At 73.8% G+C, this 14781-nt stretch carries 11 protein-coding genes; 10 read left to right on the top strand and 1 reads right to left on the bottom strand.

All coding sequences use genetic code 11. The features are described 5' to 3' along the window. Window positions 1-145: 145 nt before the first annotated feature. The 8 genes from ACF1A5_RS25755 (at window position 146) to ACF1A5_RS25720 (ending at window position 12844) form a co-directional block, all read left to right on the top strand. Window positions 146-3232: an FAD-binding and (Fe-S)-binding domain-containing protein gene (locus ACF1A5_RS25755; protein ID WP_392195238.1), complete on the top strand. Its 3087-nt coding sequence runs from the start codon at window positions 146-148 to the stop codon at window positions 3230-3232. Between the two features lie 70 nt (window positions 3233-3302). Next, the gene (locus tag ACF1A5_RS25750; RefSeq protein ID WP_392195237.1) at window positions 3303-5126 is read left to right on the top strand and encodes a thiamine pyrophosphate-requiring protein; all 1824 of its coding nucleotides are present in this window, start codon (window positions 3303-3305) and stop codon (window positions 5124-5126) included. Next, on the top strand, window positions 5123-6232 hold the full coding sequence (locus ACF1A5_RS25745; protein ID WP_392195236.1) for an enolase C-terminal domain-like protein: 1110 nt from the start codon (window positions 5123-5125) through the stop codon (window positions 6230-6232). Before ACF1A5_RS25750 ends, ACF1A5_RS25745 begins: the two co-directional genes overlap by 4 nt. 18 nt (window positions 6233-6250) lie before the next feature. Continuing rightward, the gene (locus ACF1A5_RS25740) at window positions 6251-8083 is read left to right on the top strand and encodes a glycoside hydrolase family 15 protein (RefSeq protein WP_392195235.1); all 1833 of its coding nucleotides are present in this window, start codon (window positions 6251-6253) and stop codon (window positions 8081-8083) included. A 1-nt stretch (window position 8084) separates the two neighbouring features. Further along, the gene (locus ACF1A5_RS25735; RefSeq protein WP_392195234.1) at window positions 8085-9143 is read left to right on the top strand and encodes an SDR family oxidoreductase; all 1059 of its coding nucleotides are present in this window, start codon (window positions 8085-8087) and stop codon (window positions 9141-9143) included. A gap of 101 nt (window positions 9144-9244) precedes the next feature. Then, the gene (locus ACF1A5_RS25730; RefSeq protein ID WP_392195233.1) at window positions 9245-9880 is read left to right on the top strand and encodes a MarR family winged helix-turn-helix transcriptional regulator; all 636 of its coding nucleotides are present in this window, start codon (window positions 9245-9247) and stop codon (window positions 9878-9880) included. A gap of 70 nt (window positions 9881-9950) precedes the next feature. Continuing rightward, window positions 9951-12356, top strand: a complete 2406-nt coding sequence (locus ACF1A5_RS25725) for a molybdopterin oxidoreductase family protein (RefSeq protein ID WP_392195367.1) — start codon at window positions 9951-9953, stop codon at window positions 12354-12356. Beyond that, window positions 12353-12844 carry a hypothetical protein gene (locus tag ACF1A5_RS25720; RefSeq protein ID WP_392195232.1) on the top strand — a complete coding sequence of 164 codons (492 nt, stop codon included), beginning with the start codon at window positions 12353-12355 and terminating at the stop codon, window positions 12842-12844. Before ACF1A5_RS25725 ends, ACF1A5_RS25720 begins: the two co-directional genes overlap by 4 nt. Here the strand turns inward: ACF1A5_RS25720 and ACF1A5_RS25715 are convergent. Next, the gene (locus ACF1A5_RS25715) at window positions 12841-13830 is read right to left on the bottom strand and encodes an aminoglycoside phosphotransferase family protein (RefSeq protein WP_392195231.1); all 990 of its coding nucleotides are present in this window, start codon (window positions 13828-13830) and stop codon (window positions 12841-12843) included. The genes ACF1A5_RS25720 and ACF1A5_RS25715 overlap by 4 nt on opposite strands. A 219-nt stretch (window positions 13831-14049) precedes the next feature. Between ACF1A5_RS25715 and ACF1A5_RS25710 the strand changes: the two genes are divergently transcribed. Together ACF1A5_RS25710 and ACF1A5_RS25705 are read left to right on the top strand one after the other, a co-directional pair. After that, entirely contained in the window at window positions 14050-14418 is a 369-nt protein-coding gene (locus tag ACF1A5_RS25710; RefSeq protein WP_392195230.1) for a cupin domain-containing protein, read from the top strand. A gap of 22 nt (window positions 14419-14440) precedes the next feature. After that, window positions 14441-14781 (top strand): IS5 family transposase (locus tag ACF1A5_RS25705; RefSeq protein WP_392195229.1); only part of this gene is annotated, 341 nt, incomplete at its 3' end.

The following is a 14781-nucleotide window of genomic DNA, read 5'->3' as shown; positions in this document are numbered from 1 at the left end:
CCGGGATGGTCCACCGTCCCGAGGAACACGACCGCCGGCCGGGCGAAAAAATCAACGTTGCACACTGCAAGGGTGGGTACCCGGACACCGTAAGCGGCGGCGGTGCCGTCGCGCGCTCCGCTCGTGCAGGAAGGCGGTCGACCCGATGTCCCGCAACTCCCCCCTCGAAGCACCCGACGTCTCCGCGGTGGACGTGCCACGGCTCGAGCGGGCGCTGCGAGCGGCCGTGGACGCCGAGGTCCGGTTCGACGCGGGCAGTACGGGCGCCTACTCCACGGACGGCTCCAACTACCGTCAGGTGCCCCTCGGCGTGGTGGTCCCGCGCACCGTCGAGGCCGGGGCCCACGCCGTGGAGGTGTGCGCACGCTTCGGCGCCCCGGTCCTGTCGCGCGGCGGCGGCACCAGTCTGGCGGGCCAGTCGGCCAACGCCGCCGTGGTGATCGACTGGAGCAAGTACTGCCACGGCCTGATCTCCGTCGACCCCGAGGCCCGCACCTGCGTGGTCGAGCCGGGCATCGTCCTCGACGAGCTGAACCGGCGGCTGTCCGGCCACCGTCTGCAATTCGGCCCCAAGCCGTCCACGCACAGCCACTGCGCCCTGGGCGGCATGATCGGCAACAACTCCTGCGGCGCCTCGGCCCAGGCCTATGGCAAGACCGTGGACAACGTGCGCCGGCTGGAGGTGCTCACCTACGACGGCCTGCGCATGTGGGTCGGGCCGACCTCGCGCGCGGAGCGGGCGCGCATCGCCGCGGAGGGCGGGCGCCGCGCGGAGATCTACGACGGCCTGGACCGCCTGGTCACGGAGTACCTGGGTGACATCCGGCGCGGCTACCCGAAGATCCCCCGGCGGGTCTCCGGCTACAACCTCGACTCGCTGCTGCCGGAGAACGGCTTCGACGTCGCCCGGGCCCTCGTCGGCAGCGAGGGCACCCTGGTGACCGTCCTGCGCGCCGAACTGGACCTGGTCCCCGTGCCGCCGTACCAGTCGCTGCTGGTCCTCGGCTACCCGGACATCTGCCGGGCGGCGGACGACGTGCCCCGGCTGCTCGAGCACTGCTCGCCCAGTCAACTGGAGGCGCTGGACGGGCGCATGGCGCAGCTGATGCGCGAGGAGGGCGCCCACCTGGAGTCGCTGGCCGCGCTGCCCGAGGGCGGCAGCTGGCTGCTGGTGCAGTACAGCGGTGACAGCCAGGAGGACGTCGACGAGCAGGCGCACGCGCTGCTGCGCGCGCTCGGCCGCGGTGAGAAGGACCCGGACGTGGCCTTCTCCGACGACCCCGAGCGCGAGCAGAGGATGCTCAAGGCCCGCGAAGCCGGCCTCGGGGTGACCGCGCGGCCGCCCGACGACCGGGAGACCTGGGAGGGCTGGGAGGACTCGGCCGTACCGCCGGAGCGGCTCGGCGCCTACCTGCGCGACCTGAAGGGCCTGTTCGACGAGTTCGACTACGACCATCCGTCCCTGTACGGGCACTTCGGGCAGGGCTGTGTGCACACCCGCATCCCGTTCGGGCTGAAGACCGCCGAGGGCGTCGCCGACTTCCGCCGCTTCCTGGAGCGGGCCGCCGACCTCGTGGCCTCCTACGGCGGCTCGCTGTCCGGCGAGCACGGCGACGGCCAGTCCCGGGGCGAACTGCTGACCCGGATGTTCGGCGAACGGCTGGTGACCGCCTTCGGCGACATGAAGAGGCTGTTCGACCCGGGCAACCGGATGAACCCGGGCAAGGTCGTCGACCCCAACCCGGTCGACGGGCAGCTCCGCCTCGGCCCCGCCTGGCGGCCCGCCACGCCCGCGACCCACTTCGGTTACCCGGAGGACAAGCACTCCTTCACCCGTGCGGTGATGCGCTGCGTCGGCATCGGCAACTGCCGCAGCCACTCCGGCGGCGTGATGTGCCCCTCGTACCGGGCGACCCGGGAGGAGGAGCACTCCACCCGGGGCCGGGCACGTCTGCTGTTCGAGATGCTCGACGGGCACGCCGACTCCACGATCACCGACGGCTGGCGCTCCACCGAGGTGCGCGACGCGCTCGACCTGTGCCTGGCCTGCAAGGGCTGCAAGTCGGACTGCCCGGTCGGCGTCGACATGGCCACCTACAAGGCCGAGTTCCTCTCCCACCACTACGAGGGCCGGCTGCGTCCCGCCGCCCACTACTCCATGGGCTGGCTGCCGCTGTGGGCCCGGCTTTCCCGGATCGCACCGTCCCTGGTCAACGTGGTGCTTCAGGCGCCCGGTCTGGCCCGCGCCGGCAAACGGCTGGCCGGGGTGGCCGAGGAGCGGCAGGCGCCGGTGTTCGCGCGGCAGTCCTTCGTCCGGTGGTGGCGCGAGCGGGGCACCGAGCAGCCCGACCCGGCCGACCCGCGGACCGTGCTGCTCTGGCCCGACACCTTCAGCACCTACTTCCACCCCTCCGTCGCGATCTCGGCCGTACGGGTCCTGGAGGACGCGGGCTTCAAGGTCGCCGTGCCCACCGAGCCCGTGTGCTGCGGCCTGACGTGGATCTCCACCGGACAGCTGACCGTCGCTCAGAAGGTGCTGCGGCGCACGCTGGAGGTGCTGCGGCCCTACCTGGAGGCAGGCACCGCGATCATCGGCCTCGAACCCTCCTGCACCGCGGTGTTCCGGTCCGACGCCCCCGAACTGATGCCGGACGACCAGGACGTGCGGCGACTGGCCGGGCAGCTGCGCACCTTCGCCGAGCAACTCGTGCACCACGCGCCCGACGGCTGGGAGCCGCCGCGGCTCACCCGGCAGGCGACCGTGCAGACCCACTGCCACCAGCACGCGATCATGAAGTTCGACGCCGACCGGGAACTCATGCGCCGCGCCGGCCTCGACGCCGACGTCCTGGACGAGGGCTGCTGCGGCCTGGCCGGCAACTTCGGCTTCGAACGCGGCCACCACGACGTCTCCATGGCCGTCGCGGAACAGGGCGTCCTGCCCGCCGTCCGCGCGGCGGCCCCCGGCAGCCTGGTGCTCGCCGACGGCTTCAGCTGCCGCACCCAGATCGACCAGGGCGACACCGGCCGCCGCGCCCTGCACCTGGCCGAGGTGCTCGCCCTCGGTCTCCAGGGGAACCTGCCCAGCCGGGAGCCCGAACGCCTGGCCGAGCGGCCCGCCCCGCCGGCCGGCCCGGCCCGGTGGGCGGCCACCGCGGGTGCCGCGGTCCTCGCGGCGACGGCGGCGACCGCGGCCGGCCGGACGGCGCTCAGACACCTGCGCCGCCGGTGACCACCGCCCCCCGCACGGCCCGCCCCCCCCCCGCGCCCTGCGAAACCACCTTCCGGAAAGGTCTTCGAACATGTCGATGAAGGTTTCCGACCACGTCCTCGAGCGTCTGCGCGACTGGGGTGTGGAGCACGTCTTCGCCTACCCCGGCGACGGCATCAACGGGCTGCTCGCGGCCTGGGGCAGGGCCGACGACAACCCCCGGTTCATCCAGGCGCGCCACGAGGAGATGGCCGCCTTCGAGGCCGTCGGCTACGCCAAGTTCTCCGGCCGGGTCGGCGTGTGCGCCGCCACCTCCGGCCCCGGCGCCATCCATCTGCTCAACGGCCTGTACGACGCCAAGCTCGACCACGTGCCGGTCGTCGCGATCGTCGGCCAGACCAACCGCAGCGCCATGGGCGGCTCCTACCAGCAGGAGGTCGACCTGCTGACCCTCTACAAGGACGTCGCCTCCGACTTCTGCCAGATGGTCACCGTCCCCGAGCAACTCCCCAACGTGCTCGACCGGGCGATGCGCACCGCCATGGCCCGCCGCTCGGTCACGGCCGTCATCCTCCCTGCCGACGTGCAGGAACTCGACTACTCGCCGCCCCCGCACGCCTTCAAGATGGTCCCCTCCAGCCTGGGGATGCCGCACTACGTGCCCGTGCCCACCGACGAGGACCTCGCCCGCGCCGCCGAGGTGCTCAACGCCGGCGAGAAGGTCGCCCTTCTGGTCGGCCAGGGCGCCCGCGGGGCCCGGCAGGAGGTCATGGCGGTCGCCGAACGGCTCGGCGCGGGCGTCGCCAAGGCGCTGCTCGGCAAGGACGCCCTGGACGACGACCTGCCCTACGTCACCGGCTCCATCGGCCTGCTCGGCACCAGGCCGTCGTACGAGTTGATGAGGGACTGCGACACCCTTCTCGTGGTCGGCTCCTCCTTCCCGTACACGCAGTTCCTGCCGGAGTTCGGGCAGGCGCGGGCCGTGCAGATCGACATCGACCCGCACATGGTCGGCCTGCGCTACCCCTTCGAGGTCAACCTCGTCGGCGACGCCCGCGAGGCGCTGACGCGGCTGCTGCCGCTGCTGGAGGCGCGCAAGGACACGGCCTGGCGCAAGAAGCTCGAGAAGGACACCGCCCGCTGGTGGGAGGTGATGCAGCGGCGGGCCGCGGTCGACGCCGACCCGATCAACCCCGAGTACGTCGCCCACACCCTCAACGACCTGCTGCCCGACAACGTCGTCCTGGCCTCCGACTCCGGCTCCGCGGCCAACTGGTACGCCCGCCATCTGAAGCTGCGCGGCGCCATGCGCGGCTCGCTCTCCGGCACCCTCGCCACCATGGGGCCCGGAGTGCCGTACGTCATCGGCGCCAAGTTCGCGCACGGCGACCGACCGGCGATCGCGCTGGTGGGCGACGGGGCGATGCAGATGAACGGCATGGCCGAGCTGATCACCGTCGCCAAGTACTGGCGCGAGTGGGAGGACCCGCGCCTCATCGTGGCCGTCCTGAACAACCAGGACCTCAACCAGGTCACCTGGGAGATGCGTGCCATGGAGGGCGCCCCGCAGTTCCTGCCCTCCCAGTCGATCCCCGACGTCGCCTACGCCGACTTCGCCCGGCTGATCGGCCTGGACGGGATGCGGATCGAGAAGCCCGGCGACGTGCAGGGCGCGTGGGAGGCCGCGCTGGCCGCCGACAAGCCGTGCGTGCTCGACTTCGTCACCGACCCGGCCGTGCCGCCCGTCCCGCCGCACGCCACCCTCGACCAGATCGAGGCCGCGGCCACCTCGATCCTCAAGGGCGACAGCGACCGGGCCGGGATGGTCCGCCAGGGCTTCAAGGCCAAGGTGCAGGAGTTCCTGCCCGGCGGCCGGCACCGCGAGGACCGGCCCGGCGCGAAGGAGGGGAAGTGAGCGACACCCCGGTCGTGGAGCGCGTGGACACCGCGGTGTTCACCGTTCCCACCGACGCGGCCGAGGCGGACGGCACCCTGAGCTGGGACAGCACCACGCTCGTCCTGGCCACCGTCCGCTGCGGCGACGTCACCGGCCTCGGCTGGACCTACGCGCCGGCCGCCACCGCCCGCGTGATCGACGACCTGCTCACCGGCGTCGTCACCGGATCACCTGCATGGGACGTACCGGGTACGAACGAGGCCATGCGGCGCGCGGTGCGCAACGCCGGCCTGCCCGGCGTGGCCGCCCAGGCGATCGCCGCCGTGGACATCGCCCTGTGGGACCTCAAGGCCCGGCTGCTCGGCCTGCCGCTGGTCCGGCTGCTCGGCGCCGCCCGCGAGGACGTGCCGGTCTACGGCAGCGGCGGCTTCACCACCTACGACGACGAGCGGCTGGAGCGGCAACTGCGCGGCTGGGCCGAGGAGGAGGGCATCCCCCGCGTCAAGATCAAGATCGGGGAGTCGTGGGGGCGCCGCGAGGAGCGCGACCGGCGGCGCGTGGGCAGGGCGCGCGCCGTCATCGGCGACCGGGCCGACCTGTACGTCGACGCCAACGGCGCCTACGACGCCAAGCAGGCGGTACGCGTCGGCCGGGCCCTCGCGGACCAGGGCGTGACCTGGTTCGAGGAGCCCGTCTCCTCCGACCACCTCACCACCCTCGCCCTGATCCGCGGGCAACTGGCCCTGGACGTCGCCGCCGGCGAGTACGGCTACACGCTGCCGTACTTCGAGCACATGCTGGCCGCGGGCGCCGTGGACTGCCTGCAGGCCGACGCCACCCGGTGCGGCGGCATCACCGTCTGGCTGCGTGTCGCCGCCCTCGCCGAGGCCCACGGCATCGCCGTCTCCGGGCACTGCGCCCCGCACGCCCACGCGCACGCCGCCGCCGCGGTCCCCAACCTGCGGCATCTGGAGTGGTTCCACGACCACGTGCGCATCGAGCGCCTCCTCTTCGACGGCTGCCTCGGCCCGGACGGCGGCACCGTGGCGCCGGGCGCCGACGGCGCGCCCGGGCTCGGACTGACCCTCGCCACCGGGCGCGCACGGACCTACCGCGTGGGCTGAGAGCAGGAGGCAGCACCGATGAGCAGCACATCCTTCCCGCCGCACGCGCTGCACGACTACGCGCTGCTGGCCGACGGGGAGCGCGGCGCCCTGATCGGGCCCGACGGCGCCGTCAACTGGCTGTGCGCGCCCACCTGGCACGACGACGCCGTCTTCGCCTCGCTCATCGGCGGCGCGGGCGTCTACGCCGTGCTCCCGCGCGGGCGCTGTGTCCCGGGCGGCCACTACGAGGACGGCACGTTGATCTGGCGCAGCCGCTGGGTCACCACCGACGGCGTGATCGAGTGCCGCGAGGCGCTCGCCCTCCCCGGCGAGCCGGGCCGCCTGGTCCTGCTGCGACAGGTGCGCGCCGCCGAGGGGACCGCCCACGTCAGGGTCGTACTCGACGCGCGCGCCGACTACGGTCGCGCCCCGCTGACCTCCACGCACCGCGACGACGACGGCGTCTGGCACCTGCACACCGGCCGCCACCGGCTGCGCTGGCAGGGCGCCCCGTCTGCGGCCGTCCGGGCCGAGGGGCTGACCGCCGAGCTGGTGCTCCGGCCCGGACAGAGCCATGACCTGGTCCTGGAGTGCTCCGACTCGCCGCTGCCGCACACCCCGCCCCTGGCCGACCGGGCCTGGCAGGCCACCGAACGGGCCTGGCGGCGGACCGTGCCCGCGCTGGAGCGGACCGTCGCCCCCGGTGACGCTCGCCGCGCCTACGCCCTGCTGCGCGGACTGACCGCGCACGGCGGCGGCATGGTCGCCGCGGCCACCACCAGCCTGCCCGAGCGCGCCGAGGAGGGCCGCAACTACGACTACCGGTACGTGTGGATCCGCGACCAGAGTTACGCCGGACAGGCCGCGGCGGCCGCCGGCGCGCCGGAACTCCTCGACTCCGCGGTCCGTTTCGTGGGCGAGCGGCTGCTGGCCGACGGCCCCCGCCTGGCCCCCGCCTACACCGTGTACGGCACGCCCGTCCCCGGTCAGCGGGAGCTCGACCTGCCCGGCTACCCCGGCGGCTTCAGCCGGATCGGCAACCACGTGGAGAAGCAGTTCCAGCTCGACTGCTTCGGCGAGGCGCTGCTGCTGTTCGCCGCCGCCGAACGGCACGGCCGGCTCGACGGCGACGGCTGGAAGGCCGCCGAGACCGCGGTGCGGGCCGTCGCCGAGCGGTGGCGCGAGCCCGACGCGGGCATCTGGGAGCTGGACGACCGGCCCTGGACCCACAGCCGGCTCACCTGCGTCGCCGGGCTGCGCGCCCTGGCCGACGCGGCCCCCGGCCGGCCGCTCGCGGACACCTGCGCGGACCTCGCCGCCACCGTGTTCGCCGAGACCGCGGCGACCGCCGTGCACCCCGACGGCCACTGGCAGCGCGCCCCCGGCGATCCCGCGGTCGACGCGGCCCTGCTGCTGCCCGCCCTGCGCGGCGCGCTGCCCGCCGGCGACCCGCGCACCCGCGCCACCCTCGCCGCCTGCCGCGCGCAGCTCACCCAGGACCACTTCGTCTACCGGTTCCGCCACGACGAGCGGCCGCTGGAGGAGGCCGAGGGCGCGTTCCTGCTGTGCGGCTTTTTCATGGCGCTCGCCGAGCACCAGCAGGGCGACGCGGTCGAGGCGTGCCGCTGGTTCGAACGCAATCGCGGCGCCTGCGGGGCGTCGGGACTGTACGCGGAGGAGTTCGACATCGCCCAGCGCCAACTGCGCGGCAACCTCCCGCAGGCCTTCGTCCACGCCCTGTTCCTGGAAACCGCCGCCCGCCTGGCGGAGGACCCGCCCCGGGCCCGTCCCGGGATCCCGCCGGGGACCTCGCCGTATCCCGTCCAGCACCCCGAGCCGCCCGGGGCGCGCCGTCCAGCAAGGAGCTGACATGACCCAGACCGTCGTCATCACCGGTGCCAGTGCCGGCATCGGCCGCGCCACCGCCCGCCTGTACGCCGGGCGCGGCGCCAACGTCGTCCTGATCGCCCGTGGCCGGGCCGGGCTCGACGCGGCCGCGATGGAGGTCGAGTCCCTGGGCGGCCGGCCGCTGGTCCAGGTCGCCGACGTGGCCGAACCGGACCAGGTGGAGGCCGCCGCCTCGGCCGCGGAGGAGCACTTCGGCCCGATCGACGTGTGGATCAACTGCGCGTTCAGCACCGTCTTCGCGCCGTTCGAGGAGATCACGCAGAAGGAGTACCGGCGGGCCACCGAGGTGACCTACCTCGGCTTCGTCAACGGCACCCGCACCGCCCTGAAACGGATGCTGCCCCGCGACCGCGGCACCATCGTGCAGGTCGGCTCCGCACTGGGGGAGCGGTCGGTGCCGTTGCAGTCCGTGTACTGCGGGGCCAAGCACGCCATCAACGGCTTCACCTCCTCGCTGCGCACCGAACTGCTGCACCGCGGCAGCGCCGTGCACGTCACGATCGCGCAGATGCCGGCCGTCAACACCCCGCAGTTCTCCTGGGTGACCACCCGGCTGCCCCGGCATCCACAGCCCGTCCCGCCCATCTACCAGCCGGAGGTCGCCGCGCGCGGCGTCGTGCACGCCGCCGACCACCCGCGCCGCAAGCAGTACTACGTCGGCGCCACCACGCTCGCGACGATCTGGGCCAACCGCCTCTTCCCCGCCCTGCTGGACCGCTACCTGGCCCGCACCGGGTTCGACTCCCAGCAGACCGGCCGGCGGCCGCCGACGGGCGAGAGCAATCTCTTCGCGCCCGTCGACGGCACGGAGGGCACCGACCACGAGGCGCACGGCATCTTCGACGAGGCAGCGCACCGCCGGTCCTTCCAGGCCGCCCTGGCGCGCCACCCCGCCGCCGTCGCCTCCGCGCTCGCCGTGGCCGCCGCCGCCACCGCCAGGGCCGCGCTCGGCAGGCGCGGCGGGCCGAGCGCGAGCGGGCACGCAGGAGCGCTCCGTCCCGGCCGCGTGCGGAGGGGATGACGACCGCCGGGACGGCTCCTGCCCGGCGCTGCCGCCCACTGCAATGATGCTCCGCACATGATCGTGTTCCGCCCGGCCCGGCGGAACGGCAAGGGGACACCATGCCGCAGCACCCCACCGACCCGGCCCCGGCCGACCCGGCCCCGGCCGACCCGGCCCCGAACGCCGGGCACCACGCGCTGGACCGCGAGGCCGAGGAGCTCGGCACGGCTGTGATGGCGGCCTCCCGGCTCTTCGTGGCGATCTCCGCCCGCGCGCTCGCCTCCACCGCCGAGTCGCTCACCCTGCCCCAACTGCGGGCGCTGGTCGTCCTCGACACCTGCGGCCCGGTCAAGCTCGCCGCCCTCGCCGCCACGCTCGGCGTCAACCCCTCCACCGCGCTGCGCATGGTGGAACGGCTGGAGGTGCTCGACCTGGTCGACCGCAGGACCAACCCCGCCAACCGGCGCGAAGTCGTACTGAGTCTGACGTCCGGGGGACACGACCTGGTCACCCGGGTCCTCGCGCACCGCCGCGCGGAGGTCCGCCGGCTCGTGCAGCGGCTGCCCGCCGAGGAGCGGGCCGCGCTCGTCCCCGCCCTGCGCGCGCTGACGGCCGCGGCGGGCGAGTTGGCGGTGGAGTCCGCCGACAACGCCCGCACGGGACGCGCCGTCGTCGACGACCCGCTGGCCCCCGTGCCCCAGCCCGACCCGTGGCCGCCGCCCGCCCGCAGCGCGGGACGCGGATCGGCCCCGTGACTCGCCCGGGCCCGCCGGGGTACCCGCCCCGACGATACGTACCCGTGTCTCCAGGTGAAGAGGTGTGACCGTGAAGAGCCGGCCGGAACGGATCGACAACCCCTGGGGATCGCGCACCCCGTACGAGCCCGGGACGCCCTGGCCCGAGCGCACCGACATGCAGCTGGCCGCCGGAGTCGGCGAGGGCGACGTGGAGCGCTGGGTGCGGTCCGCCTCCCTGCTGCACTCCAACGGCGACGCCATGGACATCGCGGTGCGCGGCGGGCGGATCGTCGGAGTGCGCGGCCGCGCCGCCGACCGGGTCAACCGGGGCCGGCTCGGCCCCAAGGACCTCTACGGCTGGCAGGCCAACCACTCCCCGGACCGGCTGACCCGGCCGCTGGTGCGCCAGGACGGCCGGCTGGTGGAGACCGACTGGGACACCGCGATGGACCGGATCGCGGCCCGTTCCAAGGAACTGCTGGCCGAACGGGGGCCTGCCGCGCTCGGCTTCTACACCTCCGGGCAGCTGTTCCTGGAGGACTACTACACCCTCGCCGTGATCGCCCACGCGGGCATCGGCACCAAGCACCTCGACGGCAACACCCGCCTGTGCACGGCCACCGCCGCCGAGGCGCTGAAGGAGACCTTCGGCAGCGACGGGCAGCCCGGATCGTACGAGGACCTCGACCACGCCGACGTCATCGCCCTGTTCGGGCACAACATGGCCGAGACCCAGACGGTGCTGTGGATGCGGGTCCTCGACCGGCTCGCCGGCGGGGACCCGCCCCGCCTGGTGTGCGTCGATCCCCGCACCACGCCCGTCGCCCGGCACGCCGAGGTCCACCTCGCCCCCCGGGCCGGCACGAACGTGGCACTGCTCAACGCACTGCTGCACGAGATCATCCGCACCGACCGCATCGACCACGACTACATCGAGGCGCGCACCGTCGGCTTCGAGGAACTGGCGCGGACGGTCGAACGGTGCACCCCGCGCTGGGCCGCCGGCATCTGCGACGTACCGGCCGCGGCCATCGAGCGGGCGGCGGAGCTCATCGGCGGCGCCCGCCGTCTCACCTCCACGGTCCTGCAGGGCGTCTACCAGTCCCACCAGGCCACCGCCGCCGCCGTCCAGGTCAACAACCTGCATCTGACGCGCGGGATGCTCGGCCGCCCCGGCTGCGCCGTGCTGCAGATGAACGGCCAGCCCAGCGCCGAGAACACGCGCGAGTGCGGTGCGGACGGCGACCTGCCCGGCTTCCGCAACTGGCAGAACGACCAGCACGTCGCCGAACTGGCCGAGGTGTGGAACGTGGAGCCGGAGACCATCCCGCACCACGGGCCGCCGACGCACGCCATGCAGATCTTCCGCTTCGCCGAGCAGGGCTCGGTGCGGATGCTGTGGATCACCGGCACCAACCCGGCCGTGTCCCTGCCCGAGCTGCCCCGCATCCGCTCGGTCCTCGCACAGGAGCGCCTGTTCGTGGTCGTTCAGGACCTGTTCCTGACCGAGACCGCCCAGCTGGCCGATGTGGTGCTGCCCGCGGCCACCTGGGGCGAGAAGACCGGCACGTTCACCAACAGCGACCGCACGGTCCACCTCTCCGAGAAGGCGACGGACCCGCCCGGGGAGGCCCGCCCCGACCTGGACATCCTCCTGGACTACGCCGCCCGTATGGACTTCCGCGACAAGGACGGCGACCCGCTGGTCAAGTGGCGCGATCCCGAGTCGGCGTTCGCCGCGTGGCAGCGGTGCAGCGCCGGCCGGCCCTGCGACTACACGGGTCTGAGCTACGAGCTGCTGCGTTCCTCCGGCAGCGGCATCCAGTGGCCGTGCACCGCCGAGGCCCCGAACGGCACCGCCCGCCTCCACACCGACGGGTTCGGCTTCGCCCACCCCGACGCCTGCGAGACCTACGGCAAGGACCTCGTCACCGGCGCCGTGGTCGAGCCGGTCGAGTACCGCTCCCTCAATCCCGACGGCAAGGCGGTGCTCAAGGCCGCGGAGTACCTCCCGCCGCACGAGGACACCTCCGCGGACTTCCCCCTCCAGCTGATCACCGGCCGGACCGTCTACCACTTCCACACCCGCACCAAGACCGCACGCGCCCCCGAACTGAACGCCGCCGCACCCGAGGTGTGGGCGGAGATGTCCCCCAACGAGGCCGCGGCCCAGGGGCTGAGCGACGGCGACCTGGTCTCCGTGGCTTCCCCGCGCGGCGCGCTGCGCGCCCGGTTGCGCACCACCGGGATCCGCGACGGCATGGTGTTCGTGCCCTTCCACTACGGCTACTGGGACACGCCCGCCGGGCACGGGCCGGGCGAGGGCGACGCCGGCCGGGCCGCGAACGAGGCCGTCGTGACCGACTGGGACCCGGTCTCCAAACAGCCGCTGTTCAAGACGGGCGCGGTCCGGGTGACCCTCGTCGCCCGGCGCGCCGCCCCGTCCACGCCGTCCGCGACCCGGACGGCGGCAGAGGAGGGGAGCAGGTCGTGAACGGCATCGCCCTGACCCTGCGGGCCCTGCACCAGGGCGAACGCGACCTCGAGCGCGACCTGCTCGCCGCCGCCGAACGCCACCGCACCGACCACGAGTTCCACCACGTCGCCGTCGACGTGTCCCGCTGGTCGCGCGAGCACGCGGCGCGGCTGGCGGAGGCGGGGCACCACTACGGTCTCGACCTCTCCGGTCCCCGGGAGCAATCCGCCCCCGGCGCGCTGAGCGCGCTGCGCGAGAGGGCCGCCGAGGCCCTGGGCCGCCGCCCGGAGACCGGCCTGCTGCTCCTGCACGACCTGCGCGATCTGCATCTGGCCGCGGCCGGCAACTCCCTGCACTGGGAGATGGTGGGCCAGGTCGGCCAGGCCGAGCGCGACAGCCGGCTGCTCGACCTGGCCGCCTCCTGCCATCCGCAGACGCTGCGCCAGATGCGCTGGACCAACACCATGATCAAGGAGCTGTCGCCCCAGTTGCTCGGCAGCGTCTAGCCGGCCCGGTCCGGCTCCCTCGCCCCACGGCCGGCCGGGCCTGCCGCCCGGCGGGCGTCGTCCAGTACCTCCTCGACGACGCGGCGGGCCACGGTGGCCATCCACGGGTTCTTGCCGCGGTAGTACGAGAGCTCGAGCAGCGCGATCGACAGCGCCCAGCCGCGCCCTCGCGCCCAGGCCGCCTCGCCCGTCCGGTCCGCCGAGCGCGCGGGCGGCACCGGGCCCGTCTCCAGCGCGGCGCGGAACCGCGCCCGGCCGTCGGCCGGCAGCACGTACCAGGCCACGATCAGATCGACGGCCGGGTCGCCGAGCCCCAGACACCCGAAGTCGATGACGGCGTTCAGCCGCCCGCGCGCCAGCAGCAGGTTCGCGGGTTGCAGATCGGAGTGGATCCACACCGGCGGGCCGGCCGGCGGCGGGGCGCACAGCGCCGCGTCCCAGGCGGCGGTGGCTTCCCGGGCATCGATCACCTCGCGCAGCGCGGCGATGGCCGCGCGGGTCTCGCCGTCCCGCGCCGCCAGGGACTCACTGCGGTACGCGGGCGGCCCGTCCGCCGGGTCGACGCGGTGCAGCGCGGTGACGAAATGTGCCAAGTCCCCTGCCAGCAGAGCCGGTTCGGTCAAGGCGCCGGGCTCGGCGATGTCCCCGTGGAGCCAGCGGTACACCGACCAGGGCCACGGGCAGTGCTCGTCCGGTGTGCCCAGGCCCAGCGGCTCGGGCACGGCCACCGGGAGCGCCGGGGCGAGCCGCGGCAGCCAGTGGTGCTCCTTGTGCACGTCCTCCGCCGCCCCGGGGGTGCGCGGGAGTCGGACGACCATGTCCCGGCCGAGCCGGTACATGACGTTGGAGGTGCCCGCGGAGCGGATCCGGGTGAGCGGCAGCTCCGCCCACCGCGGGAACTGAGTGGTCATCAGCCGGCGTACGAGGGACGGCGGAAACTCCGGCTCACCGGGATGCAGGGTCTCGGTCCGGGTGTCGGCACACATGGAGCGCAAGCAAACGGTGTGACCTTGTGACACGTCAACCGATTAGGGGGCCCGCGGCGGGGGCGGCCCCGCTCGGCCGGATGGCGTCGACCGGCCGGCGGGGAGACGATGAGAGCGAGGGCCGGGCCCCCGCCCTCCCGTGCGCCTTCCCCCGAACGCCGCCCGGAGACGGAGACCGGCCCCGCCGGAGAGCTCACGGCCGGAAGGGAGAACACCGTCATGCTGGAAGTGAAGACGGTCGACAAGCCGGACGAGCGACGCGACTTCCCCCGGGGTCACCTCGAGGCCGTCCACCTCACGGGGCTCGACTTCGCCGTGGCCACCTTCGAGCCGGGCTGGCGCTGGACGGAGTCGGTCGGCCCCATCGCCGGCACGAAGAGCTGCCAGATCCACCACAACGGCTTCGTCGTCCAGGGACGGATGCGCCTCGTCATGGACGACGGTGGCGAGAGCGAGGTCGGACCCGGCGACGTCTTCGTGTGCCCGCCCGGGCACGACGCCTGGGTGGTCGGCGACGAACAGGTCGTGGTGTACGACTTCGCGGGAGCCATGGCGCAGGAGTACGCCAAGAAGCCGTCCGACGGCTAGGTCCTGTCTGATAATTGATCTTGTGGTGGGTCGTGGTGAGCTGACGGATGCGGCGTGGGAGCGGATAGCGCCGCTGTTGCCGGGTGTTGACGGGCGGGGTCGTCCGTGGCGGGATCACCGGCAAGTGATCAACGGGGTGTTGTGGCGGTTGCGGACGGGTGCTCCGTGGCGTGACCTGCCAGAGCGCTTCGGGCCGTGGCAGACGGTCTATGAGCGGTTCGCTCGATGGGAGGCGGACGGGACCTGGGCCCGCCTGCTCGAAGAGGTGCAGGTCCGCGACGACTCCGTCGGGGCCGTGGAATGGACGGTCTCGGTCGACTCCACGATCAACCGGGCCCACCAGCACGCCGCCGGTGCCCGCAA

Source organism: Streptomyces sp. NPDC014864 (assembly GCF_043081525.1).
Lineage (GTDB): Bacteria > Actinomycetota > Actinomycetes > Streptomycetales > Streptomycetaceae > Streptomyces.
The sequence above is the reverse complement of the archived record's forward strand: the minus strand, read 5'-3'. Positions and strand labels throughout refer to the sequence as shown.

Bases quoted from the DNA above. Each gene is read 5' to 3' on its own strand.
- ACF1A5_RS25755 (WP_392195238.1), top strand. From the start codon at position 146: ATGTCCCGCAACTCCCCCCTCGAAGCACCCGACGTCTCCGCGGTGGAC.
- ACF1A5_RS25750 (WP_392195237.1), top strand. From the start codon at position 3,303: ATGTCGATGAAGGTTTCCGACCACGTCCTCGAGCGTCTGCGCGACTGG.
- ACF1A5_RS25740 (WP_392195235.1), top strand. From the start codon at position 6,251: ATGAGCAGCACATCCTTCCCGCCGCACGCGCTGCACGACTACGCGCTG.
- ACF1A5_RS25735 (WP_392195234.1), top strand. From the start codon at position 8,085: ATGACCCAGACCGTCGTCATCACCGGTGCCAGTGCCGGCATCGGCCGC.
- ACF1A5_RS25730 (WP_392195233.1), top strand. From the start codon at position 9,245: ATGCCGCAGCACCCCACCGACCCGGCCCCGGCCGACCCGGCCCCGGCC.
- ACF1A5_RS25715 (WP_392195231.1), bottom strand. From the start codon at position 13,830: ATGTGTGCCGACACCCGGACCGAGACCCTGCATCCCGGTGAGCCGGAG.
- ACF1A5_RS25710 (WP_392195230.1), top strand. From the start codon at position 14,050: ATGCTGGAAGTGAAGACGGTCGACAAGCCGGACGAGCGACGCGACTTC.